This window comes from Priestia sp. P5 (genome assembly GCF_029522155.1).
Classification (GTDB): domain Bacteria; phylum Bacillota; class Bacilli; order Bacillales; family Bacillaceae_H; genus Priestia; species Priestia megaterium_E.
On the sequence record NZ_JAKWFJ010000004.1, the window covers coordinates 136,185 to 161,303 of the forward strand.

Sequence of the window (25,119 nt, forward strand, 5' to 3'; positions counted from 1 at the left end):
TTCTTCTATGTCTAAAGATGGAATTCTATCATTTACATGGAAAAGTCTTCATTTTGGAGTACAATGAAGGTAGACTTCATTAGATTAAGGTGAACAAACATGAAATGGTTTAAATCTCATACGTTTTGGAAAATCTTCACGATTAATGTGCTTCTTATTTGTACCGTATTAACGCTAATGTTTATTGTTTCAAGAGTGATGCTGCCTAATATTTCTCAAGATCAATATCGACAGGTAACTGATAAAACCGTCAAGAGAATGAAAGAGCAAATTAACGTCGTCATTAAAGATATTTGGAACCTGGGCGACGAGGTACAGCAAGATCCTATTTTTTTATCGGATGATGAACAAGAAATAGACAAAGAATTGCAGAAAATAGTTAATATTTCACCGTATATCGATAGCGGAACCATTTTTAATGTAAAAGGGTATGTTGAGCATTATTACCCGAATGATTTAAAGAATATGCAACATGTGAACTTAAGTAAAAGAAAATATTTTCAAGAAGCTCTGCGAACCAAAAAAATATATTTAAGCGATGTCGTTTCAGCAGATACAAAGCACTACATTGTGGTGATGGCTATTCCTATTTTGGATGGGCAGCAAAATGTAAAAAAGGTCGTAAATCTAGCGCTGCGAATTGAAGAAAATGAAAGTTTTCAATCCATCTTTCAAACGTTCGATATAGGAGAGAACGGCTATACATTTATTGTAGACCGAAATGGTAGAATCATTTCTCACCCAAAAAAACAGCGAATTGGTGAAAGTGCTAGTAAAAATGAAATCGTCCGAGAAACGATGAATCATAAATCAGGATATCAGCGCGTTGTGAACACCGAAGGAAACTATTTCTTTGCATCATTTGAATATATTCCTGTTCTTAATTGGGGGATAGTTGCTCAGTTACCCGTTGAAGAAATTTACAAGCCTTATGAAATGTTTGAAAAAACGCTTTGGATCGTTTCAGGTGTTACGATTTTACTGCTTTCTTTTTTTACTGCGTTATATGCAAGGCAAATTGTGAATCCAATTCATAAACTATATGAATTGGCGGGACAAGTAGCACGCGGGAATTTTAATCAAAAAATTCCGGAACGAGAAATTGAGCGGGGCGAAATCGGTATTTTATCTAAACAGTTTAATGAAATGATTAGCTATATACGCCATTCTAAAGCAAATTTACAGCAAAAAGAAAATCAGCTGCAGGAACAAAAAACATTTTTAAGACAAGTCATTGATATTAATCCAAGCTATATTTATGCGATTAATCAAAAAAGAGAGTTCATTCTTGTTAATGAGTCTTTTGCGATGCTCTTAGGTGAAAAATCTGATGACTTGATTGGACAATCAATTGATAAATATCAGTTCAACATTCAATCAGATCTTTTATATAAAGGGGCGTTTTCAAACTGTACGCAAAAAGGGATGGTATTAGAAGAACAGTTTAAAGATTCGAAAGGAAACAGGCGCTGGGTCGAAACAGCAAAACTTCCTATTATGAATGAAAAACAGGAAGTGATTCAAATGCTGTGCGTATCGACAGATATTACGGAGCGTAAAAAAGCAGAAGAGAAGCTTAGAACTTCTGAGAAGCTGGCCGTTGTAGGAGAACTTGCAGCTGGAGTGGCTCATGAAATCAAAAATCCTTTAACTTCTTTAAAAGGTTTTGTTCACTTATTAAAAGAACAACATCCTAAAGATGCTTTGTATATAGATATCATGGAAACTGAATTAGAACGAATGAATGGAATCGTAGAAGAATTTTTGATGTTAGGAAAACCTCAGGTAATGAAGGTTGAATCTTTGAATATGCAAGCGCTTGTTCAAGAAGTGTGCTCACTTCTTGAACCTGAAGCAGTAGAAAAGGAAGTAGCTTTCATATTTGAAAGGGACGACCAGTTACCAAAGGTGTATGGAGATAAAAATCAGTTAAAACAAGTATTTATTAATATTATTAAAAACTCTATCGAAGCAATGCCTGAAGGAGGGAGTATTCATATTACTATCAAAGCAAAAGAAAACCACCTTTGGCTGCAGATTGCTGATGAAGGACAGGGTATTCCTCCTGAACGGTTAGCGAAGATAGGTGAGCCTTTTTATAGTACAAAAGAAAAAGGTACAGGTTTAGGGCTGATGGTCAGCTATCGGATTATTAAAGCTCACCACGCGCAGATGACGTTTTCTAGTCAGTTAGATAAAGGAACAAGTGTGGATATATTGTTTCCAATAATAAAAAAGTAGGGGAAGTTTCCCCTACTTTTTATTATTATACTTATAATATATCGAAAGCCTTGATGGTACTAAAATCAATGAAAGTACTAAAGAAGATATCCACAGGTTAACAAGAAGTTAACTGCTGAATTGTATAGGATATTCACAACTTTATCCACATTATTCACATTTTTTCAGAAAATTTACATAAAAATTACCCACTGTCATTTCAAGTTATGAAAGCGGTAATATGAATATCCAATAAAGTTATGCACATTATCCACATAATTGTGGGTAAACTTTGTGGATATAATAGAGTATTAAAAAAACGTAAATCATACGCTTGAAATCTTCGTGTTATTATTTTTACATAATATAAAACGTCCTTCCGATACACAGTGTACAGAAAGGACGTTGGGATGATCAAGCGTTGGATAGAGATGTTTTGCCTCACTTATTTTTTCGTGTAGCCGCCTGCACGGTCTGCTTTTTTAAACTCGCGGCCGTAATAGATTTCTTGAGCGCTACTTAACGTATTTTTTGCGTTTTCTTTTCGTTTTTTTTCAGACATAAAAAAACCTCCAATTAACGTTTTTCGATCATGTTACTTATTTTTTCCAGAATCTCTCGTTTTTAATCATAAAAAAAAGCTCTCCGTTACACGGAGAGACTCTTACGCTTCTTTAAGCTGGTGATCTTCTTGAACGTCTTGTTCGTGACGCAAGTAGTATAATGTATACAAGTCTTTTGGAATTTCGTATAAATCGTATACGTCTTCATGTTGATTAATTTCATCGTATAAAGCTTTGTGTGTTTCATTCGCAAGTACTGCATAAGGCAGTTTTTCTGCAGCCTTAATAGACCTAATATTAATTTTACGAATTCGCATAAAAATTCGCTCTATATTTAACTCAAAGAACAGTTCATTAAAGAACGCTTCTTTTGCAATTTGATTATATCCTTTTCCATGAAACGGTTTGCCAAGCCAAGTGCCTAAAAAACCAGCTTGGTCCTGTACATCAAATAAATTAATGGTGCCGATAGGGTTACCCCATTCGTCTAAAATCGTGCGAGAAATAATTTCTCCATGATCTTCTGCTTCCATCGTTTGTTTAGTCACAAATAAAAATTCTTCATAGGAATGGGCTTTATGACGAACAAAAGGGAAGACATCAGGATGTACCATGAGTTCGTATAGAGATTGACAGTCATTTAGGTCACGTTTTTTTAACATAACTTTTCCCTCCTGATCGAGGGTATATACAGACTCCAATCAAGTCCCCACCCTCGAAATTTTTTAATAATTAAAAAAATTTCGGGGTGGGAATCGAACCCACTAGAACCAGTTACCTGGTGGCGCACCATTTGCCTTCCCATTACAAGTCAACAAACATAAAAAGTCAACGTGTGATGTTTATGCTTTTGTGAAATTCACATGCTTCTAAACGTATCATACTAAAAAAAATTAAAAAAGAAAATAGGTAAAATGTTAATTTTTTTTAAATAATATTTTACCATTTATCATGGTAAAAATAGGCTTTGCTAAGTAGTGAAAGGGATGATGGCTCCATAGTACTAAATCAGCGTCTTTTCCTGCTTCGATACTGCCGATTCGCTGATCAATACGGAGATTTCGAGCAGCAGCAATCGTGATGCCTTCTAATGCTTTTTGTTCTTCAAGTCCTTCACGTACGGCAATGGATGCACAAATATTTAGGTACTGAATGGGCGTATAAGGGTGGTCTGTTGTAATGGAAACTTCTACTCCTTCATTGCAGAGAGCTTGATAGGTTTTCCATGTTTTATTTTTCAATTCAATCTTTGAGCGGCGTGTTAAAGTTGGTCCCACGCTTACTTTTAAATTTCTTCCACCTAGCTCTTTAGCAATTAAGTGACCTTCTGTACAGTGTTCAATACGAACGTCTAAATGAAATTCATCTGCTAAGCGCAGAGCTGATAGAATATCATCGGCTCGGTGAGCATGAATTCGAACGGGAATCTCTCTATTCAGCGCTTGAATGAGTGGTTTAATTCGCAAATCATCTTTATTGTCACTGCTTTTTGCATGATAAAAGGCTTCTCTCAGCATCCCCATAATACCCATTCGTGTAATGGATTCTTTATTGCCATGGCTGTGGATTCGTTTTGGATTTTCTCCTAGCGCAATCTTAAGTCCAGCTGTCTCTTGAATCAACATTTGAGAAATACTTGTTCCGGCTGTTTTAATAACAGACGTTGTACCTCCGATCACATTTGCACTTCCAGGCATAATGTGTACAGACGTAATACCCGCTTCAATGGCATCTTTAAACCCAGGATCTAAAGGATGTACGCTGTCAAAAGCTCGGATATGGGGAGTCATAGGCTCGATTGTTTCGTTAGCATCATTTCCGGCCCAGCCGGTTCCTTCATCATATAGTCCTAGATGTGTATGAACATCAATAAATCCAGGGAATAAATAGCGCTGTTTGCAGTCAATAACTTCTACTTGAAGAGGAGGCTGCAAGTTTGGCCCAATTAAAACAATTTTTCCATCTTGAATGAGCACATCATTATTATAAATAGGTTTTGACGTAATGGGATAGAGCGTTGCATTTCTCAAGAGAATGGTTTTCATAAAGGATGCTCCTATCTATCGGCAGCTTAGTCACCTGTTTTAGGTAAATATCAGAAAATAACTAGAGTAAATCTCGCAATGCATCTTCTAATACAGTATATGTAAAAATGTAATTCTGTTGAATCAATTTTTCAGGTAAAACACGCTGTCCTTTCAAAATAATCATACTCATTTCTCCCATCAGCAGTTGAAGGCCAAAGCTAGGTACGGGCATCCAGTGAGGGCGATTTAAGACTTTGCCAATCGTCTTTCCAAACTCTTTCATTTGAACGGGATTCGGGGCAGTTACATTAACAGGTCCCTCTATTTGTTTGGTATGGATACAATAATCAATGATCTTCACGACGTCTTGAAGATGTACCCAAGACATCCACTGTTCTCCGGAACCGACTGTTCCTCCTGCAAATAATTTATAAGGAAGGGCCGTAGAAGGAAGTGCTCCGCCATCTTTCCCTAATATAACGCCGAATCTTGTTAAGACAGTACGAATATTGAGTTCCATCGCTTTTAGGGCCTCGTTTTCCCACTTTTTTACCGTTTCAGCTAAAAAGTCTGTGCCGATGGATGGAGAAGCTTCTGTGAACGTTTCTTTGGTTGATGTCCCGTAATAACCAACGGCGCTTGCATTTACGTAAAGTGACGGTTTTTCGGGCAAGGCAGCCATAATACGAAGGATTTCTTGAGTAGAAGAAAGGCGACTTTCCACAATGGCTTTTTTGCGCTCGTCCGTCCAGCGGCCGCTGTTAAGTGAAACGCCAGCTAAATTGATAAAAACGTCTGCTCCTTCTACATGCTCTTCAGGTTGGCTGTTTTCTTGCATCCACTCTACATATTTAAGTTTCGGATCTCTTGCAGCTTTATCTGCATTGCGTGTTAAAATATATACATAATGTTTTTGTGTTAAAAAATGTTTTGTTAAAGCTTTCCCTACGAATCCAGTTCCTCCAGCAATAACAATTTTCATACGAACTTCCTCCTTTATTGAGATAAATAAAAATGTGTATGATACGTTTGGCGGTTCTTCAGCCATCAATTTAATAAGAAATATGAGGTGAAGGTTAATGCCTGTTGTCACAAAGATCACAACGCAAAAGAATAGCGGTGAACGTTATAATGTGTATTTAGATTACGGTAAAGGTGAAGAGTTTGGCTTTGGTGTTGACGAAAATGTCCTCATCAAATATGACTTAAAAAAAGGTCGTGAGCTTGATGAATTTGAATTAACGGAAATTCAGTACGCAGATGATGAGAAAAAAGCTTATAATTTAGCGATCACTTACTTATCTTATCGAATGCGCTCTGAAAAAGAGGTACATGATTATTTAAAGAAAAAAGAAATTAACTCTACTATTATTCAACAAGTTATTCAGAAACTAGTCAGCCACCGTTATTTAAATGATGAAGAGTTTGCAAAAGCATTTGTGTTAACTCAGATGAACACGACATCAAAAGGACCAAATGTGATTCAAAGAGAATTAAAAGAAAAGGGGATTTCTGATTCCATTATTACCCTTAGTTTATGTGAATACCCTGAAGAACAGCAAATTCAAACTGCTGTAAAATTAATTGAAAAGTTAAAAGGGAAATACAAGAAATTATCTCAAGTGATGATGAAACAAAAAATGGAACAAGCATTGGCAGTGAAGGGCTATTCGTTTTCTGTTATTCAAGAAGCATTTCAGCGAACGGATACAGAAAAAGAAAGTGATGAGGTTTGGGAAGCTCTGCAATATCAAGGAATGAAAGCTCATCGTCGTTTTTCAAAGTATGAAGGCTGGGAATATCAGCAAAAAATGAAGCAGGCTCTTTATAGAAAAGGATTTTCCATTGAACAAATTCAATCATTTCTAGATTCTATTGAAGAGGAATAGAGCGGGGAAAAAGTATGTTAGTTGAAGGAAGATCCGAACGATGAATCGAGATTCTTGATGGAGAATCCAACTCGTTCGGATTTTTTTATTGTGATGCTTAACATAAGCTTCAAGTATTTAGTTGCTACTAGCGGTTGATTGGAGGGCAAGACAGAGACTCCTGCGGGAAAAGCGGAACAGGTGAGACCCCGCAGGAGCGTAAGCAACGAGGAGGCTCACCGGCCGCCCGCGGAAAGCGAAGTCTTGCACGGAAATCAACCGCCGTGTAACAAGAGATTCTTATAAGATCATCTATACAATTTGTTTATCTTTAGATGGATGTAGTTATGTTTCAATCTTTTTAAAACAAAATATCTTCTGAGTCATTCTGCTGTTTATAAATAATCTCAGCGATTTCTGAAGCTGAGCGCAAGCGGCTTTTATCTTTAATATGGTTGTTGTGATCCCAGAAAGGAGTATTCATGCCTCCCATATAAGCTGCAATCACATGAAGGTTGGTATCTTGGTACTCCACTTTTAAACTTTCTGTAAATCCCCTTACGCCAAATTTACTTGCCACATAGACGCTTTCATTGGCTTTCCCGCGAAGTCCTGCAGTTGAAATGATATTCATAACTTTAGGTTCAGTTCTCGTCAAGAGATGAGGCATAAGCGCTTGCGTTAAAAAAATAGTTCCTTTTACATTTGTATCGATGACTTCATCGATTGCTTGTTTTGTATAATCCGTCAAAGGACCAAAATGTCCAATGCCTGCATTATTGATAAGGATATCTACTGAATGCTGCATCAGCAGTTTTTCTACAGATTTTCCTACTTCTTCATACTGTGTAATATCTACAGACATCGTAGATACGTTGTCTCCTAGCTCATGCTGCGCCTCATTTAATTTATGGTGATTGCGTCCAGCTAGAATGACGTTGTAGTCTTTTGCGTAAAGTTTTGCGAGTTCTTTTCCAAGACCCGTCGCACCGCCTGTGATTAGCACTGTTTTCATTCCCAAAACTCCCTTTTCATAGTCTCCCTTTAGTTATACCTTTTGTTATAATAAAATGAAAGCAAACAAGGGGGAAAACAGCATGTCTGAAAAACGTTACAGCGATATGACGACGTATGAACTTCAACAAGAAATTGGGTCTCTTCAAGAAAAAGCACGAAAAGCTGAACAGCTTGGCATGGTCAATGAGTATGCAGTATTAGAAAGAAAAGTAACGATGGCTAGGTCATATTTATTGGATCCCGAAACGTTTAAAGCAGGGGAAGTATATGAAATTCAAGGAGATCCGGGTTCATATTTTAAAATTGATTATATGAACGGAGTTTTTGCGTGGGGATTTAGGCTTGGCTCACCGCAAAACGAAGAGGCACTTCCTATTTCCATGTTGAAAAAATAAAGGGATGAACAAGCAGCACGAAGTGTGCTGCTTGTTTGATTTCTATATTCACTCTATTTTTAAACGTAAAGCAAGGGGTTATTCTTCGCGCTCATTAGAAGCATGCATACGTTCTTGAGGATGCGTATTGATCGTTCCATTTGCACGTTTTGAAGCGTACTCAGCTTTTGCTCGAGGTTCGCCTTCAAGCTTAGTATGATGTTGGTTTGTAAAATCTTTTGCTTTATTGCGCATCGATACCTCTCCTTTTACAACAGAAAGCGTTGCGGTTATGATATAGTACATGAGGGAGTGAATAACTCCGCATTTATAGTGTAAGTTAAAAGTGCAAACATACTCATAAAGAATTTTGGTAATCGAGGTGTTCTTATGAACGATATATTTGAAAGATTAACGAATCAGCTCTTAAATAAAAATAGTTCGCTTTCATATGCTCAAGCACGTACGTGGGTCGAGCTTTTCTGGGAAGATTTTGAGTCATCTTACGCAAAAGCCGGATATGATTATAAAGGGAAAGAAGCAACGGAAAAGGTTGTTACGATGTATATTAACAGCTACGGTGATAAGCTTCATGAAATCGCGGTTAAAAACCCTAAATATCAGCATTTATTAAATAACGATGACTATTTAAAACATTAAATAAAAACGAACCGTCTTGAGCAGACGGTTCGTTTTTGGGTTTCATATTTGTTCTTGTTATGATTAGTGCGGGAGATAATCAAGCTTTTTACGCAATTTTTTCTCACTGAAAATCCAACCTGTGTACGAACAAATGATATTTAAATCGTAATCAAGCTGGACTACGGCTACAAATGGATAGTAGTCCTTGCTGCGGTAGCGCAAATCGATAAAGCGCACTTCAATGTGGTCGTTATATTCATCCAGTTCCCATCTATAAATAGGTGAAAATGAAAGAAAAGCAGATAAATTTTCATCTTTTTTCGCTACTTCAATTACGGCTGATTCGGGTATTGGAACTTTATCAAACGTATCATAAATAAAAATTTCTTCTCCGATTGCTCTTCCTACATGAAAATACTTTTCGGTCGTCACAGCTAAGTGCCAGTGAGTGAAACGCATTGTAGGAGAGATATTGAGCTTGATAACATCGGGAAACTGTTTTCGAAGCTTCTTGGCAATTTGGTGGCGCATATAAAAGCGCAATCCATAGTAAAACGCCAATAACACATACAGCGTAATAAATGTTGGTCCTGGCTCTGCGCCGATAAACCAGATTAAAATCGCAAGTACGTGAGCTGAGAAAATCACGTAATCAAACGTGTTGATTACGCCAAGCGCAATCCATTTATTTGTGAAAGGCCGTAAAGCTTGCGTGCCATAAGCGTTAAAGATATCAACAAAAACGTGAATAATGACGCCTGCAAAGGTCCACATCCAGAGATGCAGCAAGTTAGCTCCTGGCAGCAGAAGCGAAAGAATGAGCACGATAAGCAAAGGCCATAAAATAACAGCCGGGATAGAATGTGTAATTCCACGGTGATTGCGGATATACTGTGCATTGTTTCGCAACTTTAAAACAGTGTCTAAATCAGGTGCTAATGACCCGGCCATTACGCCAATCATTACAGCATCCATTGTGGCTGTATTCGCAGATACAGTGGGGTCTAATGTTGCAAGGCCGCCTAAAGCGATTCCCATTGCAATGTGTGTACCAGTATCCAGAGCGAACTCCTCCTTTGTAAGATGACAAGCTTAAATTAGTCTAATTAAGCATGAAAGCTTGATAAAAAATCTCGCTTTATTACTAACGCAGCAAATTAGCTGTTTTTATTCATTATTTGAACAATTCATTTTACTATTCATATTTGTAGTTGTTATAAGGTTATCATAAAGTTACTAAGATTCAAAAAGCAACACATTGTATATGTATAGTTAATACCTCGGAGGCTATGACGTGAAACAAAGTAAAGATATTGTACAAAATTTTGATATTCGAGCATTTCAAAATGACTTAATCTCTTGGTTTGAGCAGGAACAGCGCATTTTACCTTGGCGTCAAGATCAGGACCCTTATAAGGTGTGGGTATCTGAAATTATGCTTCAACAAACGAGAGTAGATACGGTCATTCCTTATTTTAATAATTTTATTAGCAAATTTCCCACTATCAAAGACTTAGCTTATGCAAATGAAGATGATGTGTTAAAAGCGTGGGAAGGGTTAGGTTATTATTCCCGTGCCCGTAATTTGCAAACCGCCGTTCGAGAAGTTCACGAACAATACGGGGGAGAAGTTCCAAATACGCCAGCAGAAATATCTAAACTAAAAGGAGTAGGCCCTTATACAACAGGAGCCATTTTAAGTATTGCATACGGAGTGCCGCAGCCTGCTGTAGATGGAAATGTCATGCGTGTGCTATCGCGCATTTTATCCGTCTGGGATGATATTGCAAAACCGAAAACAAGAAAGCTGTTTGAAGATATCGTGCATGAAATTATTTCAAAAGATAACCCTTCTTATTTCAATCAGGGCATGATGGAACTTGGTGCCATTGTCTGTACACCAACTTCTCCTTCCTGTTTGTTATGTCCAGTTCGCGAACACTGCCGCGCGTTTGAAGAAGGAGTGCAGAATGAGCTTCCTGTCAAATCAAAGAAAAAAGCGCCGCGTGCTCTTCAGCTTGCTGCAGCGGTGATTAGAGACGAGGAAGGAAATTATCTGATTCATAAACGTCCAAGCAAAGGACTTTTAGCTAACCTATGGGAATTTCCAAATATAGAAGTAGACCTTAGTATAGCCCCAGATCATCAGCAGCTTCAGGCATTTATTCAAAATGAGTACGGAGCCGATATTAAAATTCATGCGCCGTTTACCACAATTCAGCACGTGTTTTCTCATATCGTCTGGAACATCACAGTATATGAAGCAGAGCTTGTAAGTGATATCAGTGCATTAAAAAATTTGAAAGTGGTTTCTGAAAAAGATTTAGAACAATATGCATTTCCTGTTTCCCATCAAAAAATCTTAAAAGAATATGTACTTGTTAAATAAAAGAAGCGTGGATAAACTCCACGCTTCTTTTTATTTAATCATATGATACATGCGTGCCGTGTGTGTAATCTGCTTCGTGGCGCTGTAACCCGCCCCGTGCTTCAATTTCTTTAATAATTTGCTGATGAATACTTTGTCCTTCAGCATTTAAATACGGCGTCATTTGCTGTAAAGAGTGATGGAAAAACGCAAGCTCACTGTCTTTCCACTCGCTTTTAGAAATCATTGAAAGAGCCGTCATGTCTCTACCTACATACATTCTATTCACCTCGTTCATTTCATCAAGTTTTATCTATTTTCTCTATATTACTTGTTTCTTATGCGATAAAATCAGTACAATGTAAAGATAATACGATACATAAGGGAGATGACATCATGTCACAAAAGGTAGCACTAGTTACGGGAAGCAGCAGAGGTATTGGTAAAGAAATTGCCTTACGTCTGGCTAAAGAAGGATACGATATTGTATTAAACTATGCACGAAGCAAAAGTGCAGCGCAGGAAGTAGCAGAAGAAATCAAAGCACTAGGCAGAGAAGCATTAGTTGTTAAAGCAAACGTAGGAAAAGTAGAAAAAATTAAAGAAATGTTTGAGCAAATTGATGAAGTATTCGGTCGCTTAGACGTATTTGTAAGTAATGCAGCGTCAGGAGTTTTACGTCCTATTATGGAATTGGAAGAAACTCACTGGAACTGGACAATGGATATTAACAGCAAAGGATATTTATTCTGTGCACAAGAAGCGGCTAAACGTATGGAAAAAGTAGGCGGAGGAAAGATTGTTACCATCAGTTCGCTTGGGTCTATTCGCTACTTAGAAAATTATACAACAGTAGGCGTGTCAAAAGCTGCTGTAGAAGCGTTGACCCGCTATTTAGCAGTGGAGCTGGCTCCAAAGAATATTGTGGTAAATGCTGTATCTGGAGGGGCTGTGGATACAGAGGCACTAAAACATTTCCCAAATCGCGATGAGCTTCTAGATGATGCACGCAAGCATACTCCAGCTGGTCGTATGGTGGAGCCAAAAGACATGGTAGATGCAGTTATGTTCTTAGTGTCCGATCAAGCAAATATGATTTGCGGTCAAACGCTTATTATTGACGGAGGGCGTTCACTTTTAATGTAAGGTAAATGTGTTTTTTGCTTGCGCCTTAAAATACTGAAAAAAGTTTGCATACCCTATTTACCTCCCGGGCATATTAATTTTCGTGGAGGTGATTACAATGGCAAAACAAACAAACAAAACAGCATCTGGTACAAGCACACAACACGTGAAACAACAAAATGCTCAAGCTTCTAAAAACAACTTCGGCACTGAATTTGGTAGCGAAACAAATGTACAAGAAGTGAAACAACAAAATGCTCAAGCAGCGGCAAACAAAAGCCAAAATGCTCAAGCATCTAAAAACAACTTCGGTACTGAATTTGCTAGCGAAACGAGTGCTCAAGAAGTGAGACAACAAAACGCACAAGCTGAAGCGAAGAAAAACCAAAACTCTAGTAAATACCAAGGTTAATACCAAAAGCGAACTTAACGTCTTTCATACGGCGATGTTAAGTTCGCTTTTTCTTATATAAAAAGCAACAAAGTATGACAAAACTTCTTGAAACTTTACACAACTCGTCAAAGGAATCTGTCTCACCTAAACAGAATGTTAACAGAAGTGCCGCGTGTATGGTTAAAGCAAATAGGGAGGAGCTATCGTATGAAAAAATTTGATCAGCTAGTGACTCAACAATTGGAGACCATGGATCAACTTCTGTTTTTGCAGTCTGAGATTGAGCGCTGTCAGGAAATCGAAGGTGAACTAGTAAAACTTCATGAAGAAGCAAAACTTCATTCTGTGCAAGATGAAATTAGTGAAATGAAACTAAAATTAAAAGAGATTCAATTGACGTTTGAAGCACAAACCGAAGACATTATTCGTACATATAAAAGTGAAGGGGCTTGCTCTACACTTGCTTAATGAACATTGATGTGTCACTTCCTCTCTTTTTTAAGGCTGCCAAGCAAAGGAAAAGTAGGGGGAGTGACTTTTTTGAACTCAAGAAGGTTAGCACATTTGTGTTAAAATGAGAGAGAAACCGTTATAATAAACATAAGACAAATGGAGACGTTATATGAATTTTTTTAAGTGCTAAAATGAAAGTAGGTATTGGAGATGGGAATTCCGGTGGAAGGAGAAACAATTCAAATACACAGCTACAAGCATAATGGACATATTCATCGCGTGTGGGATCGGACAACCGTATTAAAAGCAACCAATAACTTAGTGATTGGAGGAAATGATCGTACGGTCGTTACAGAATCAGATGGACGAACATGGGTCACAAGAGAGCCTGCAATTTGTTATTTTCATGCTCAGCATTGGTTTAACGTCATTGGGATGATCCGTGAAGATGGAATTTATTATTACTGCAATATCAGTTCGCCGTTCATTTATGATGACAATGAAGCGCTCAAATATATTGATTATGATTTAGATATCAAAGTCTATCCAGATATGACATATACCCTTCTTGATGAAGATGAATATGAGAAGCATCGAAAAGAAATGAATTATCCAGAAGTGATTGACCGTATTTTACATAATCACGTCGAGGAGTTAAAAGGTTGGATTCGACAGCGAAAAGGCCCGTTTGCTCCAGATTTCATTGACATTTGGTATGAGCGTTTTTTAACATATCGGCATTCTTGATGAATGATCTAGAGAACATTATGTTAGGCCGTCTAAAGCTGACTGTTTGATATAATGTTCTTTTTGGCGTTATGCTCACCATCTTTTAGAAGAGATAAAAGCACTAAAAAATCGACGTGTGTACATATACTAAGAAAGCTTGCCCTCATAGATAGAAAGGGGAGATTTTATGGGAAGTATAAGACGCTACATGAAGTTTGTACAGCCATACAAATGGCAAATTGTCGGCACTGTCTTAATTGGTATTATTAAATTTGCTATTCCTTTATTAATTCCGCTGCTTTTGAAATATGTGTTGGACGATATCGTAAATGGACATGGCATGTCTTCCTCTGAAAAAGTTCATAAAATGGTGACGATTATGGGGATTTCGTTTGTTGTATTTTTAGTGTTAAGACCTCCCATTGAATATTACAGGCAGTATTATGCTCAATGGGTATCGAGCAAAGTACTATATGATATACGTGATCAGCTATTTAGCCATATTCAAAAGCTTAGCTTACGTTATTATGCAAATACGCGAGCAGGTGAAGTAATTTCACGAGTCATTAACGATGTAGAGCAAACAAAAAACTTTGTTATCACAGGCTTAATGAACGTATGGCTTGATATGATGACGATTGTAATAGCCATTGTGATTATGTTTACGATGAATGTACCTTTAACACTGGTATCGATTATTTTGCTGCCGGTTTATGCGTTCTCTGTAAAATATTTTTACAGTCGTCTTCGCCATTTAACAAGAGTCCGTTCGCAGGCTTTAGCGGAAGTGCAGGGGCACTTACATGAAAGGGTTCAAGGGATCTCTGTTATTCGCAGCTTTGCTATTGAGCCTCATGAGCAGAAGCAATTTGATAAGCAAAATTCAAATTTTCTACAAAAAGCAATCAATCATACGAATTGGAATGCAAAAACATTTGCAGTAGTAAATACCATTACCGATTTGGCGCCTTTAATCGTGATTACATTTGCTGGATATCAAGTCATCACAGAAAGTCTTAGCGTAGGAACGATGGTAGCATTTGTTGCCTACATTGACCGCTTATATAATCCGCTTCGCCGCTTGGTCAATTCATCGACTACGCTCACGCAGTCTGTTGCATCTATGGACCGGGTGTTTGAGTTCATTGATGAAGAATACGATATTACAGACAAGAAAGATGCAAAAGAATGCACTGAGCTTCATGGAAAGGTTCAGTTTGAGCACGTTTCATTTGCTTATGAAGAAGAAGAAAAACCCGTGATTCATGATATTAATTTAGATGTAGAAAAAGGAAAATCTGTTGCGTTTGTTGGAATGAGCGGAGGAGGGAAATCCACGCTTATCAGCTTAATTCCGCGCTTTTACGATGTGACAGAGGGAAAAATTCTCATTGATGACATTGATATCAAAACCTATAAAGTACGCAGCCTGCGAGATAAGATTGGAATCGTCCTGCAGGATACGGTGTTGTTTAGCGACACGGTTAAAAACAATATACTGCTTGGAAAGCCAGGAGCGACAGATGAAGAAGTAATTGCTGCGGCAAAAGCCGTAAATGCCCACGATTTTATTATGAATTTGCCCGAAGGATATGATACAAAAGTGGGAGAGCGGGGAATGAAGCTATCAGGGGGACAGAAGCAGCGTATTTCCATTTCGCGCGTATTTTTAAAAAATCCAGCTATTCTTATTTTTGATGAAGCCACTTCAGCTCTAGATTTGGAAAGTGAGCACTATATTCAAGAAGCATTAGCTGAACTAGCAAAAGACCGTACCACCTTCATTGTAGCCCATCGTTTATCTACAATTACTCATGTTGATGAAATTGTACTTTTAGAAAATGGAAGAGTAGTCGAACGAGGTTCTCATGAGGAGTTAATTAAGAAAAAAGGTCATTACTATCAGCTCTTTAACGTTCAGCAGCTTGATACAATTTAAAAACACCACCTATTGTCTAACAATAGGTGGTGTTTTTAATCTTCTTGTCGCTGATGATTAATATCAAATGAGTTATCATCTTTGTGATAGTTTTGAAACGTATCAATCAGCTTATCAAGATGCTCTAACTCTTCACTATACTCAATGATGACGGAAATTAAAGGGAAGATATGATAAATAACCTTATTCTCTTCATCATTATCGTATATTTTGTACTGCATAAATTTATCGATTAAAGCTCGTTTTCCAACGCAGGCTTCGTTTGGTACAGTAGTGGTTGGCTGTACGCGTAATTTCCCAATGAATTTTAATAATACTTGCTCATGATACATTAACAGGCACTCAACTTCAGATTTGATTAAATCTTGAAATTGCTGCGGCATGACTTGAAGATCATTTTCTACTCGGTGAAGTAGTTTCAAGGTTGTAAGAGCTTGTGTTGTTACGGTAATCATTTGACGAAATAAAACGAGCTTGCGTGACTTAACAAAACGTTTTTTGGTTGAATAAGTGCGTTCTTCTTTGTAAAAATCAAAGATTTGATTCATTTTAGCCACATTGTCTTTCATTTTTTCAATGTCTTCTTTTAACAATGTGTGCTCAGATGCGTGATAAAGATTCATGCGAATCCATTTAATAATTTCTTCCGTTGTGCTTACAATTTTATAATACAATCTTGTTTCATACTTTGGCGGAATAAAAATAAGATTGACAATAAATGCTGAGAATACCCCAAGTAACACTGTACCAAAGCGTATAAGTGCATATTCAACGAAATTATCTCCTGGATTTTCCATGATTGCAATTACTGTCACAAGCGCAAGCCCAATTGTATTATTAATACGTAATTTTAAGTTGACTGCGATGACAACAACAGCGGTAAAACCAATAATGATGGGATGGGTACCAAAAATAAGTCCAAAACAAACTGCAGAAGCAGCTCCAATCACATTCGCCTGTATTTGCTCCAATATTGTTAAATAAGATCTGTAAATAGACGGTTGAATTGCAAAAACTGCCGCAATTGCCGCAAATATTGGAGATGGTAAACTTAGAAATTCACCTAATAACAATGAAAGTGTAATGGCAATTCCCGTTTTTAAGATGCGGGCACCAAGTTTCATGTGCGTTCGTAGTTCCTTTCTGTAAAAAAGTTTTTTCGTTATGAAGAATGTTCCCCAAAACAAATAATAAATTGCAAAAATCAATCCTTCTTTATTACATAACCTGTTGGAAATAATATAAACAATAACATACTATACAAGGTTTAAGAATGGATATCAAGAGAAAACAAGCAGAAAAATAAGGGTATTTCTCGGGATTTTTCGACAGGCTGACAAAAAGGAGATGACGCGTAAGAAATGGTTATGAAAGGTGGGAAAGTTCTATAAGGAAACCCAAAGGTAAGACGAAAAAGAGGTTGAGACATAACGAAATAAATCCAATCTAAAGACGAATAAAGGGGATACATGAGCTGAATCGCTCGTGACACAGCAGCTGATTTCCGCAGGAGTCTTCGACTTGCCCTCCAATCAGCTGCTAGAAAGACCTGCATACATGAAACCTACGTTTACCCTAACAAAAAAAACGAACCGCTAATCAAACATCTTGATCAATGGTTCGTTTTTTACTTCGTCTAAAATCCTTTTATCTCAGCCTCTTTAGAATAAGAATTAGCGTTCTTCACTTAATTGTTTAAATGCTTTTTCTACTGCTTCTAATGTGTCGGTAATATCTTGTTCTGTATGAGCTGTAGTAAGGAACCATGCTTCATACTTCGAAGGTGCTAAGTTGACACCTTGGTGGAGCATTAGTTTAAAGAAGCGTGCAAATAATTCGCCGTCTGTATTTTCTGCTTGTTCATAGTTTTTGACCGTTTCTGTTGTAAAGTAGACAGTAAGAGCGCCTTTTAATCGATTGATGGTAATAGGCATGTTATATGTACGAGCATGTTTTAAAATACCTTCTTCGAGCATCGCCCCTAGCTTATCCAATTGTTCATAAACACCTTCTTGCTTTAGTACTTCTAGGCAAGCGATCCCAGAAAGAATAGAAGCTGGGTTTCCTGCCATTGTACCTGCTTGATAAGCTGGTCCAAGCGGCGCCACTTTTTCCATGATTTCTTTTTTACCGCCGTAAGCTCCGATTGGAAGGCCGCCGCCGATGATTTTTCCAAAGGCAGTGAGATCAGGTTTTACACCAAGTAAATCTTGAGCTCCACCGTACATAAAGCGAAACGCTGTAATAACTTCGTCGTAAATAACAAGTGCTCCAGCTTCGTGAGTTAATTCATTAACTTGTTCTAAAAAGCCTGGTTCTGGCTCAACAATTCCGAAGTTTCCAACGATTGGTTCTACTAAAACAGCTGCAATCTGATCGCCCCATTTTTCTAATGCTTCCTTGTAAGGCTCGATGTCGTTAAAAGGAACTGTGATGACTTCGTTAGCGATACTTTTTGGTACACCAGCAGAGTCAGGAGTGCCGAGTGTAGAAGGACCAGATCCAGCTGCCACCAATACAAGGTCAGAATGGCCGTGGTAGCAACCTGCAAATTTAATAATTTTATCACGTCCAGTATAAGCGCGTGCTACACGGATCGTTGTCATAACGGCTTCTGTTCCAGAGTTGACGAAGCGCACTTTATCTAATGCGGGCATCGCTTCTTTGAGCATTTTAGCAAATGTGACTTCATGAGCAGTTGGCGTACCGTAAAGAACACCCGTTTCAGCTGCTTTTGTAATAGCTTTCGTGATATGAGGATGAGCGTGTCCCGTAATAATAGGACCATAAGCTGCTAAATAGTCAATATATTTATTTCCATCAACGTCCCAGAAATAAGCTCCGCTTGCCTTCTCCATTGCAATAGGCGCTCCGCCTCCTACGGCTTTATATGAACGTGAAGGGCTGTTAACGCCGCCTACAATATGTTCGAGCGCTTCAGCGTGTAATTGTTCTGATTTTGTAAATTGCATGTTATGCCTCCTAATGAAAAGTTCAACTTCTTTATTCTATCAAACTTATTTGTTTCTTGAAAAACATTCGAGAACGTGTATGATAGAAATTTGTGAGCTAACTGCTAGAAAATAGTTCCTCGTCTCTTGGAGGAGTTGCTAGCAAGGGCGCCGGAAACAATAAAAGAAACCACTAATACGTCGACGTAACGGAGGGAATACAATGAAAAATGCTATTGAGGTGAATCAACTTCGGAAAGAATTTAAAGCCTATTCTAGCCGCTCTGGCCTTAAAGGGGCATTCCGGGATTTATTTACCCGTAATTATAGAGTCATGAAAGCTGTGAACGATATTTCGTTTACCGTAAAACAAGGGGAAATGGTAGGGTATATAGGAGAAAACGGAGCGGGGAAATCAACCACAATCAAAATGCTAACAGGGATCTTAACTCCAACTGCAGGCGACATTACCGTAAATGGAATGAACCCTCATAAAGAAAGAGAAAAGTTTGCCCAAACGATTGGGGTAGTTTTTGGTCAACGCTCTCAGCTGTGGTGGGATATCGCCGTACAAGAATCTTTTCGCCTGTTAAAAAAAGTATACAAAGTGTCAGATGAAGATTATAACGCTCACATGGAGCACGTTATTCAAACGTTAGATATCGGGCCGCTGCTAGATAAGCCGGTGCGAAAGCTTTCTTTAGGTCAAAGAATGCGCTGTGAGCTGGCTGCTGCTCTTATTCATAATCCGCCGCTTCTATTTTTAGATGAACCGACGATCGGTTTAGATGTACTAGTTAAATTAAAAATCCGCCAATTTTTAAAAGAAATTAATGAAAAATACAACACGACGATTTTGCTTACAACACATGATTTAGCAGATATTGAAGCTTTATGTGAACGCGTTGTAATGCTGGATGAAGGCAGTATTATTTATGATGGATCGCTGCAAAAGCTGCGTTCGAACTGGGGCGACCTTAAGCAGATTACGTTTGAATTCGGAGCTGCGCCAAATAAAGAGCAGTTGAAGCTATTGACGCAAGGAATGCCTGTTAACTGGATTGAAGGTGATCAAAAATATTTGTGGACAGCGCAGCTTCAAAATAAAGGAGACTTAATGTCGCAGCTGATTGCTAAAGTGGTGGCAAAGCATGAAATCAGCGATATTAACATTGAAGAAATTTCGACGGAAGAAATCATCCGCAACATTTATGAAGAAGGTGTTGTGAATGGATAAATATATAGAGATGATACGCATTCGTTTTTTAATGATGCTAGCGTATCGGACGAATTATTACAGCGGAATATTGATTTATGCAATTAATATTGGTGCTTACTATTTTTTATGGTCCGCTATTTATGGAGGAAAAGAGAATATTCAAGGTTTATCCATTACTCAAATGACAACGTATGTAGCCGTTTCATGGATGGCAAGAGCCTTTTACTTTAATAACATTGACCGTGAAATGGCAACGGAAATTAAAGATGGCAAAGTGGCTGTAGAGTTAATTAAACCATACAGCTACCTTGGTATGAAAACGATGCAAGGACTGGGAGAAGGGATTTTTCGACTGCTGTTTTTCTCAGTGCCCGGCATGATTATTGTCGCGTTTTTATTTCCAGTACAATTTTCAGCAAATGCAGCAACATGGCTTTATTTTGGACTGTCTTTAATTTTTAGTTTCATTATCAATACACAAATTAATTTATTAACGGGTATTACGACTTTCTTTCTTTTTAACAATGATGGACTCATTCGAGCGAAGCGCGTTGTTATTGATTTGTTTTCAGGACTTCTTCTGCCCATCAGTTTCTACCCTTTCTGGGCGCAACATGTTATGAGCTATTTCCCTTTTCAAGCCATTAGTTATATTCCGAGCATGATTTTCACAAATGGATTTAAGGGGCAGGAAGTAATAAATGCTCTTATCACACAAGCAGTTTGGTCAGGACTTTTGTTTATTCCTATTGCATGCTTGTGGAACATAGCGAAGAAAAAAATGGTTATTCAAGGAGGGTAGTCTATGAAAATGTTTTATTTTTCGATTTTCTTTCAGTACATTGGTCAATATATGAAAACAAGGCTTCAGTATCGTACCGACATGGTAGTTGAAATCATATCGGACTTATTGTTTCAAGCGGTTAACTTAATTTTTATTTTAGTTGTATTTGGTCATACTCAGTCGCTGCACGGATGGTCACGAGAGGAAATTATCTTTATTTATGGTTTCTTTTTAGTTCCTTTTGCTATTTTTTCGTCTTTCTTTAACATTTGGGATTTCAACGAGCGCTACATTGTTAAAGGAGAAATGGACCGAATTTTAACGCGGCCGATTCACAGTTTGTTTCAAGTTATTTTAGAGCGGATGGAACTAGAATCATTGTTTGGTGGTATCACAGGGATTGCCGTAATGGCTTACGCTGCGTCTTCTTTACATCTTCATTTCCAGTGGTATGATGTTTTTATTTTTCTATTATTTATTTTAGGAGGAGCGCTTGTATACGCAGGAATTTTCATCGCCTTAGCAAGTATAGGTTTTTGGTCGGATGCCAGAACCTCCATTATGCCTACTATTTATAATATTGGAAACTACGGAAGGTATCCCGTAGATATTTACAATAATGTCATCCGCTATGTTTTAACGTGGATTCTTCCTTTTGCATTTGTAGGCGTATATCCAGCTGCTTATTTTTTAGGAAGGTCAGAATGGTACGGATATGCATTTTTAACCCCAGTAATGGGAATCATTTTTTTTACAATCTCTATCTTCTTATGGAATACAGGTGTCAAAAAATACAGAGGAGCAGGCAATTAAATGCCTGCTCTTTTTCGTGGCTTCGGAGTAGTAATGAATGGACAAGAACGCGCGTATAGTGGTAATAGAGTATAAATTAAAGGAGTAGAATGATGGTTATTTTTCTAATCCTCGTTATCATTGTTTTTGTAATCGGTAGTATGAAGTTTCTCTTTGAAAAAGAACTTGGAGAATTTCATTTTTTCTCAATCGGCCATTTCTTTGTCTTGTTTTATTCATATATTACAGTTTTATTGGGATTTAGCCTTATTTATACAGTGTGTGAGATGGGGAGTATTCCAGTGTTAAGCGGAGGGTTTGAACATGAAGGTCATTATTTTTATACGCTGTTTAACAGCATGTATTTCAGCGCAGCAACTTTATTTTCAGTAGGATACGGAGATATGTATCCAGTTGGAATTGGGAAATTATTTGCAACTTTTGAAGCGTTTATCGGCTATATTATGCCTGCAATCTTTGTGATGCGAACTGTTACCCGCACTTAAACTTGTCATCTTATCTAATATTGGGTACGCTATTCAAAGAAAATGAAAAGCGTAAAGGAGAAGATAAATATGACAGCTGTAGTTGGAGAAAAAGCACCCGATTTTGTATTGATGTCTACAAATGGAGAGCAAGTATCACTAGCGTCGATGAAAGGAAAAAACGTTGTGCTGTATTTTTATCCCAAAGATATGACGCCAGGCTGTACAACAGAAGCCTGTGATTTCAGAGATCAGCATGAAAATTTTGAAGAGCTAGATGCGGTGATTCTAGGAGTGAGCCCGGATCCAATCGACAAACACCATAAGTTTATTGATAAGCACGGCCTTCCATTCTTACTTTTAGCTGATGAAGATCACAGCGTAGCTGAAGAGTATGGAGTATGGACACTGAAAAAAAACTTTGGAAAAGAATATATGGGCATTGAACGCTCCACTTTTATCATTAATAAAGAAGGAATGCTCGTAAAAGAGTATCGCAAGGTACGGGTAAAAGGGCATGTGGAAGAAGCATTATCGTTTATTAAAGAAAAAATGGCATAAAAACAGGCAGATAACTAGAGCAGTTTTAGTCTTTAAACATACAATATCAGTGTAGGGCATACCTCCTCAGATGTTAATATATTTAAAAGTGTGGATTGATTTCCACACTTCTTTTTTTGCATAAAATATATGAATAATTTCTACTTATTACATAAAATAGGAATAGGCATCAAGTTGACAAAACGTGGGTAAAACATGTAGACTAATTATAAGAATTATAAAGTAATAATACTTACAGAAGAGGGGTGCATGACGTGTCAAATCATTTACAAGAAGCCCTTGAAACGTTAAAAGGTACTGGCGTTCGTATTACACCACAACGTCATGCTATTTTAGAGTATTTAATCAATTCAATGACACATCCAACAGCAGATGATATTTATAAAGCGCTGGAAGGTAAGTTTCCAAATATGAGTGTAGCAACCGTTTACAATAATTTAAGAGTATTTCGCGAAGTAGGTATTGTAAAGGAACTAACGTATGGTGATGCATCAAGCCGGTTTGATTATGTTACAACAGAGCATTATCATGTGATTTGCGAAAGCTGCGGAAAAATTGTGGATTTTCATTATCCTGGTTTAGACGAAGTAGAAAAGCTGGCTGCTCATATTACTGACTTTGATATTAGTCACCACCGAATGGAAATTTACGGAACGTGTCCTGATTGTACGGCTAAAAAAGCGCATTAATAAGCTGATAGTAGTGATACTATCAGCTTTCTTTTTGTTTTTTCCTATTATACTTTTCATCGAATTGTTTTCCTTCAAGAGACCGGTCAAGCGTAAGCGGCTCGTTGCAATACATGCACATATCTACACGCCCTAGCATTTTTGTCTGCTTTTGACATGTAGGGCAGGTTACTTGAACCGCTTTTGTAGAAAGCATGCCAATCCAGAAATAAACGCCCGTACTGGCTACGATGCACAGCAACCCCAGAAGCATAAAAATAGTCATTAGCCAGACTGAAGACCGAAAGAAAATTCCCCCATACATAACAATGAAACCAACAAAGATCAGGCTGAGTGCAAACGTGCGAATCTTGTTAATTTTATTTGAATACTTTATCCCCATCAGTATCCCCCCTGTTACCAATATATCATAGAGTGAGACAGTGAATGATAATAAAAATTGAATCTTCGGAAAATTATCGTTGGTTTTTGAGCTTTCTGAATGATTTCCATAATTCTGAGTGGGATATCCGTTATACATCGTATATAATAAAAAAAGAAATCTTAGTTCATAGCCTTTAAAATTTTGAAAAATATTTGTTTATTACAGTTAGGAGAGCTCAAAATGGAAGATGTTTTACGGCCAATATATCAAGAAAGAGCTAGCAATAAAGATACACTAGGTATTTTACTGATTGAAAAAAAGAAATCAGAATCTCCAGTGACAGATAATTTGGATGCTATCTTATTTATTGTGACCAAAACTACAGAAACTTCTCTTTTTATTAAACAATACGAATATGAAAATGAGCGTGCGGCACTTTATATGGCTTCTGAACAGCAAATGAGTGAATGGATTATGAATGGGACGAATCGCCGTATCATTGATTGGATCTTAAATGGTAAAGTGCTATTTGATCGAAATGAATATATGGAAAACTTAAAGAACCGCTTAATTGATTTCCCTAGAGAAGATCGAACAAAGAGAATAGGTGTGGAGTTTGCTAAGTTGATTCGCCGATTTAAAGAAGGAAAAGACTTTTATACGTCTAATCATTATTTAGATGCATTCAATCATGTCATTCATGCTCTTCATCATTTAGCCCGACTGTCTGTGTTAGAAAATGGATTTCATCCAGAAGTGACAGTATGGAATCAAGTGAAAAAAATAGAACCTGAAATTCATCGTCTTTACGAAGAACTAATTATTAGCCAAGAAGAGGTTAGCAAGCGTTTAGAGCTACTTTTCTTAGCGAGTGAATTTCTAGTAAATAAAAAAACTGAATTGGGTGCTAAGCATCTTGTTCATATTATGAAAAATGAAAAGCAGGAATGGACGTTTAATGAACTGGTTCATCATCCCGAAATACGCCCTTATGCTATTGATTTAGGAATACTTCTTGAGTTTTTAATTGAAAAAGATATCGTTATGGTGAAAAAAGTAGAAACCAAAGGAAAGAGTTTGTACCATAGACACTATGTGGCGAAATGATAGAGAGATAAAGGGTATCTGATAGGTGCGGTTATGACGTATAGATACCCTGACATATGACTTTATAGCCTGGATAAAAGGTTTTTCTAAAAAAACACGATTTATTTTAAAAAATCTATTGACGCTTTAAAATATCCGTGGTAAATTTATATACGTCGCCAATGAGCGATACTAAATTTATCAAAAACTTGAAAAAACTTCTTAAAAAAGTTGTTGACAAGAAAGAGGTAAACTGGTAAGATTAAAAAGTCGCTTAAGAGCGGCGGTTGAACTTTGAAAACTGAACAAAGCGACAAACGTCAACGTTAAATTTTATTTTTTAATTGAGCAAGTCAAACATTTCTTCGGAGAGTTTGATCCTGGCTCAGGATGAACGCTGGCGGCGTGCCTAATACATGCAAGTCGAGCGAACTGATTAGAAGCTTGCTTCTATGACGTTAGCGGCGGA

General features: G+C 37.5%; 29 protein-coding genes and 1 rRNA gene. 19 read left to right on the forward strand and 11 right to left on the reverse strand.

The features are described from left to right. Positions 1-99 precede the first annotated feature (99 nt). A complete protein-coding gene (locus MMB69_RS24025) occupies positions 100-2,241 on the forward strand; it encodes a PAS domain-containing sensor histidine kinase (RefSeq protein ID WP_277448536.1) in 2,142 nt (713 codons plus the stop codon). 424 nt (positions 2,242-2,665) lie between these two features. On the opposite strand, the gene MMB69_RS24030 is transcribed toward MMB69_RS24025, so the two are convergent. From MMB69_RS24030 to MMB69_RS24045, 4 genes are all read right to left on the reverse strand, one after another. Further along, entirely contained in the window at positions 2,666-2,782 is a 117-nt protein-coding gene (locus MMB69_RS24030) for a YfhE family protein (protein WP_013055148.1), read from the reverse strand. Positions 2,783-2,884: 102 nt separating this feature from the next. Further along, positions 2,885-3,445 carry a GNAT family N-acetyltransferase gene (locus MMB69_RS24035; RefSeq protein ID WP_013055149.1) on the reverse strand — a complete coding sequence of 187 codons (561 nt, stop codon included), beginning with the start codon at positions 3,443-3,445 and terminating at the stop codon, positions 2,885-2,887. Between the two features lie 255 nt (positions 3,446-3,700). Then, positions 3,701-4,828 (reverse strand): amidohydrolase, encoded by a 1,128-nt coding sequence (locus tag MMB69_RS24040; RefSeq protein ID WP_221785773.1) that lies wholly within the window; start codon positions 4,826-4,828, stop codon positions 3,701-3,703. 61 nt (positions 4,829-4,889) lie between these two features. Further along, entirely contained in the window at positions 4,890-5,792 is a 903-nt protein-coding gene (locus tag MMB69_RS24045; protein WP_221785774.1) for a TIGR01777 family oxidoreductase, read from the reverse strand. Positions 5,793-5,889: 97 nt separating this feature from the next. Between MMB69_RS24045 and recX the strand changes: the two genes are divergently transcribed. Both recX and MMB69_RS24055 read left to right on the forward strand, forming a co-directional pair. Next, positions 5,890-6,699, forward strand: coding sequence for a recombination regulator RecX (gene recX / locus MMB69_RS24050; RefSeq protein WP_221785775.1), 810 nt, complete (start codon positions 5,890-5,892; stop codon positions 6,697-6,699). Between the two features lie 134 nt (positions 6,700-6,833). Then, a complete protein-coding gene (locus tag MMB69_RS24055) occupies positions 6,834-6,968 on the forward strand; it encodes a hypothetical protein (protein WP_258873763.1) in 135 nt (44 codons plus the stop codon). A 71-nt stretch (positions 6,969-7,039) separates the two neighbouring features. Here MMB69_RS24055 and MMB69_RS24060 read toward each other — a convergent pair whose 3' ends face one another. Further along, a complete protein-coding gene (locus tag MMB69_RS24060) occupies positions 7,040-7,693 on the reverse strand; it encodes an SDR family NAD(P)-dependent oxidoreductase (protein WP_221784398.1) in 654 nt (217 codons plus the stop codon). 82 nt (positions 7,694-7,775) lie between these two features. On the opposite strand from MMB69_RS24060, the gene MMB69_RS24065 reads away from it, so the two are divergent. Next, complete coding sequence (locus MMB69_RS24065; RefSeq protein ID WP_013055154.1) at positions 7,776-8,090, forward strand: YfhH family protein; 315 nt, start codon at positions 7,776-7,778, stop codon at positions 8,088-8,090. A 78-nt stretch (positions 8,091-8,168) separates the two neighbouring features. Here the strand turns inward: MMB69_RS24065 and MMB69_RS24070 are convergent, their stop codons facing one another. Next, positions 8,169-8,324 (reverse strand): small, acid-soluble spore protein K, encoded by a 156-nt coding sequence (locus tag MMB69_RS24070; RefSeq protein WP_016762865.1) that lies wholly within the window; start codon positions 8,322-8,324, stop codon positions 8,169-8,171. A 135-nt stretch (positions 8,325-8,459) separates the two neighbouring features. Between MMB69_RS24070 and MMB69_RS24075 the strand changes: the two genes are divergently transcribed. Further along, a complete protein-coding gene (locus tag MMB69_RS24075) occupies positions 8,460-8,729 on the forward strand; it encodes a YfhJ family protein (protein WP_013055156.1) in 270 nt (89 codons plus the stop codon). 63 nt (positions 8,730-8,792) lie between these two features. Here the strand turns inward: MMB69_RS24075 and MMB69_RS24080 are convergent, their stop codons facing one another. Continuing rightward, a complete protein-coding gene (locus MMB69_RS24080) occupies positions 8,793-9,773 on the reverse strand; it encodes a metal-dependent hydrolase (protein WP_028410120.1) in 981 nt (326 codons plus the stop codon). 232 nt (positions 9,774-10,005) lie between these two features. Between MMB69_RS24080 and mutY the strand changes: the two genes are divergently transcribed. Further along, positions 10,006-11,100 (forward strand): A/G-specific adenine glycosylase, encoded by a 1,095-nt coding sequence (gene mutY / locus MMB69_RS24085; protein ID WP_221784399.1) that lies wholly within the window; start codon positions 10,006-10,008, stop codon positions 11,098-11,100. A 34-nt stretch (positions 11,101-11,134) separates the two neighbouring features. Here mutY and MMB69_RS24090 read toward each other — a convergent pair whose 3' ends face one another. Next, entirely contained in the window at positions 11,135-11,359 is a 225-nt protein-coding gene (locus MMB69_RS24090; protein ID WP_014461827.1) for a hypothetical protein, read from the reverse strand. Between the two features lie 116 nt (positions 11,360-11,475). On the opposite strand from MMB69_RS24090, the gene fabL reads away from it, so the two are divergent. From fabL to MMB69_RS24115, 5 genes are all read left to right on the forward strand, one after another. Beyond that, positions 11,476-12,225: an enoyl-[acyl-carrier-protein] reductase FabL gene (fabL, locus tag MMB69_RS24095; protein WP_013055160.1), complete on the forward strand. Its 750-nt coding sequence runs from the start codon at positions 11,476-11,478 to the stop codon at positions 12,223-12,225. A 97-nt stretch (positions 12,226-12,322) separates the two neighbouring features. Continuing rightward, positions 12,323-12,616 carry a gamma-type small acid-soluble spore protein gene (locus tag MMB69_RS24100; RefSeq protein ID WP_050688503.1) on the forward strand — a complete coding sequence of 98 codons (294 nt, stop codon included), beginning with the start codon at positions 12,323-12,325 and terminating at the stop codon, positions 12,614-12,616. Positions 12,617-12,805: 189 nt separating this feature from the next. Then, positions 12,806-13,066 (forward strand): YgaB family protein, encoded by a 261-nt coding sequence (locus MMB69_RS24105; protein WP_014461824.1) that lies wholly within the window; start codon positions 12,806-12,808, stop codon positions 13,064-13,066. 195 nt (positions 13,067-13,261) lie between these two features. Further along, positions 13,262-13,798: a nucleoside tri-diphosphate phosphatase gene (gene ntdP, locus MMB69_RS24110; RefSeq protein ID WP_221784401.1), complete on the forward strand. Its 537-nt coding sequence runs from the start codon at positions 13,262-13,264 to the stop codon at positions 13,796-13,798. A 169-nt stretch (positions 13,799-13,967) separates the two neighbouring features. Continuing rightward, the gene (locus MMB69_RS24115; RefSeq protein WP_277448538.1) at positions 13,968-15,719 is read left to right on the forward strand and encodes an ABC transporter ATP-binding protein; all 1,752 of its coding nucleotides are present in this window, start codon (positions 13,968-13,970) and stop codon (positions 15,717-15,719) included. Positions 15,720-15,754: 35 nt separating this feature from the next. Here the strand turns inward: MMB69_RS24115 and MMB69_RS24120 are convergent, their stop codons facing one another. Further along, the gene (locus MMB69_RS24120) at positions 15,755-16,843 is read right to left on the reverse strand and encodes an FUSC family protein (RefSeq protein WP_045291961.1); all 1,089 of its coding nucleotides are present in this window, start codon (positions 16,841-16,843) and stop codon (positions 15,755-15,757) included. A 549-nt stretch (positions 16,844-17,392) separates the two neighbouring features. After that, positions 17,393-18,691, reverse strand: a complete 1,299-nt coding sequence (locus MMB69_RS24125) for a glutamate-1-semialdehyde 2,1-aminomutase (RefSeq protein WP_121946198.1) — start codon at positions 18,689-18,691, stop codon at positions 17,393-17,395. A gap of 202 nt (positions 18,692-18,893) precedes the next feature. Between MMB69_RS24125 and MMB69_RS24130 the strand changes: the two genes are divergently transcribed. The 6 genes from MMB69_RS24130 to perR all read left to right on the forward strand — a co-directional run bounded on the left by MMB69_RS24130 (position 18,894) and on the right by perR (position 23,200). Beyond that, positions 18,894-19,907, forward strand: coding sequence for an ABC transporter ATP-binding protein (locus tag MMB69_RS24130; RefSeq protein WP_264408816.1), 1,014 nt, complete (start codon positions 18,894-18,896; stop codon positions 19,905-19,907). Further along, positions 19,900-20,691, forward strand: coding sequence for an ABC transporter permease (locus tag MMB69_RS24135; RefSeq protein ID WP_221784404.1), 792 nt, complete (start codon positions 19,900-19,902; stop codon positions 20,689-20,691). Before MMB69_RS24130 ends, MMB69_RS24135 begins: the two co-directional genes overlap by 8 nt. 9 nt (positions 20,692-20,700) lie before the next feature. Further along, positions 20,701-21,486, forward strand: coding sequence for an ABC transporter permease (locus MMB69_RS24140; RefSeq protein WP_221784406.1), 786 nt, complete (start codon positions 20,701-20,703; stop codon positions 21,484-21,486). A 92-nt stretch (positions 21,487-21,578) separates the two neighbouring features. Then, on the forward strand, positions 21,579-21,971 hold the full coding sequence (locus tag MMB69_RS24145; protein WP_013081554.1) for an ion channel: 393 nt from the start codon (positions 21,579-21,581) through the stop codon (positions 21,969-21,971). 69 nt (positions 21,972-22,040) lie between these two features. Continuing rightward, complete coding sequence (gene bcp / locus MMB69_RS24150; RefSeq protein ID WP_013055171.1) at positions 22,041-22,511, forward strand: thioredoxin-dependent thiol peroxidase; 471 nt, start codon at positions 22,041-22,043, stop codon at positions 22,509-22,511. 254 nt (positions 22,512-22,765) lie between these two features. Further along, positions 22,766-23,200: a peroxide-responsive transcriptional repressor PerR gene (gene perR / locus MMB69_RS24155; protein WP_013055172.1), complete on the forward strand. Its 435-nt coding sequence runs from the start codon at positions 22,766-22,768 to the stop codon at positions 23,198-23,200. 22 nt (positions 23,201-23,222) lie between these two features. On the opposite strand, the gene MMB69_RS24160 is transcribed toward perR, so the two are convergent. Then, positions 23,223-23,582 (reverse strand): YgzB family protein, encoded by a 360-nt coding sequence (locus tag MMB69_RS24160; protein WP_014461817.1) that lies wholly within the window; start codon positions 23,580-23,582, stop codon positions 23,223-23,225. 222 nt (positions 23,583-23,804) lie between these two features. Here MMB69_RS24160 and MMB69_RS24165 point away from each other — a divergent pair, with 222 nt between their 5' ends. After that, a complete protein-coding gene (locus tag MMB69_RS24165) occupies positions 23,805-24,671 on the forward strand; it encodes a nucleotidyltransferase-like protein (RefSeq protein WP_221784405.1) in 867 nt (288 codons plus the stop codon). 341 nt (positions 24,672-25,012) lie between these two features. After that, positions 25,013-25,119: ribosomal RNA gene (locus MMB69_RS24170) — 16S ribosomal RNA — on the forward strand; the annotation flags it as partial.

Coding starts and splice junctions, on each gene's coding strand:
- MMB69_RS24025 (WP_277448536.1), top strand. CDS start 100: ATGAAATGGTTTAAATCTCATACGTTTTGGAAAATCTTCACGATTAAT.
- MMB69_RS24030 (WP_013055148.1), bottom strand. CDS start 2,782: ATGTCTGAAAAAAAACGAAAAGAAAACGCAAAAAATACGTTAAGTAGC.
- MMB69_RS24035 (WP_013055149.1), bottom strand. CDS start 3,445: ATGTTAAAAAAACGTGACCTAAATGACTGTCAATCTCTATACGAACTC.
- MMB69_RS24040 (WP_221785773.1), bottom strand. CDS start 4,828: ATGAAAACCATTCTCTTGAGAAATGCAACGCTCTATCCCATTACGTCA.
- MMB69_RS24045 (WP_221785774.1), bottom strand. CDS start 5,792: ATGAAAATTGTTATTGCTGGAGGAACTGGATTCGTAGGGAAAGCTTTA.
- recX (WP_221785775.1), top strand. CDS start 5,890: ATGCCTGTTGTCACAAAGATCACAACGCAAAAGAATAGCGGTGAACGT.
- MMB69_RS24060 (WP_221784398.1), bottom strand. CDS start 7,693: ATGAAAACAGTGCTAATCACAGGCGGTGCGACGGGTCTTGGAAAAGAA.
- MMB69_RS24065 (WP_013055154.1), top strand. CDS start 7,776: ATGTCTGAAAAACGTTACAGCGATATGACGACGTATGAACTTCAACAA.
- MMB69_RS24070 (WP_016762865.1), bottom strand. CDS start 8,324: ATGCGCAATAAAGCAAAAGATTTTACAAACCAACATCATACTAAGCTT.
- MMB69_RS24075 (WP_013055156.1), top strand. CDS start 8,460: ATGAACGATATATTTGAAAGATTAACGAATCAGCTCTTAAATAAAAAT.
- MMB69_RS24090 (WP_014461827.1), bottom strand. CDS start 11,359: ATGTATGTAGGTAGAGACATGACGGCTCTTTCAATGATTTCTAAAAGC.
- fabL (WP_013055160.1), top strand. CDS start 11,476: ATGTCACAAAAGGTAGCACTAGTTACGGGAAGCAGCAGAGGTATTGGT.
- MMB69_RS24100 (WP_050688503.1), top strand. CDS start 12,323: ATGGCAAAACAAACAAACAAAACAGCATCTGGTACAAGCACACAACAC.
- MMB69_RS24105 (WP_014461824.1), top strand. CDS start 12,806: ATGAAAAAATTTGATCAGCTAGTGACTCAACAATTGGAGACCATGGAT.
- ntdP (WP_221784401.1), top strand. CDS start 13,262: ATGGGAATTCCGGTGGAAGGAGAAACAATTCAAATACACAGCTACAAG.
- MMB69_RS24115 (WP_277448538.1), top strand. CDS start 13,968: ATGGGAAGTATAAGACGCTACATGAAGTTTGTACAGCCATACAAATGG.
- MMB69_RS24120 (WP_045291961.1), bottom strand. CDS start 16,843: ATGAAACTTGGTGCCCGCATCTTAAAAACGGGAATTGCCATTACACTT.
- MMB69_RS24125 (WP_121946198.1), bottom strand. CDS start 18,691: ATGCAATTTACAAAATCAGAACAATTACACGCTGAAGCGCTCGAACAT.
- MMB69_RS24130 (WP_264408816.1), top strand. CDS start 18,894: ATGAAAAATGCTATTGAGGTGAATCAACTTCGGAAAGAATTTAAAGCC.
- MMB69_RS24135 (WP_221784404.1), top strand. CDS start 19,900: ATGGATAAATATATAGAGATGATACGCATTCGTTTTTTAATGATGCTA.
- MMB69_RS24140 (WP_221784406.1), top strand. CDS start 20,701: ATGTTTTATTTTTCGATTTTCTTTCAGTACATTGGTCAATATATGAAA.
- MMB69_RS24145 (WP_013081554.1), top strand. CDS start 21,579: ATGGTTATTTTTCTAATCCTCGTTATCATTGTTTTTGTAATCGGTAGT.
- bcp (WP_013055171.1), top strand. CDS start 22,041: ATGACAGCTGTAGTTGGAGAAAAAGCACCCGATTTTGTATTGATGTCT.
- MMB69_RS24160 (WP_014461817.1), bottom strand. CDS start 23,582: ATGGGGATAAAGTATTCAAATAAAATTAACAAGATTCGCACGTTTGCA.
- MMB69_RS24165 (WP_221784405.1), top strand. CDS start 23,805: ATGGAAGATGTTTTACGGCCAATATATCAAGAAAGAGCTAGCAATAAA.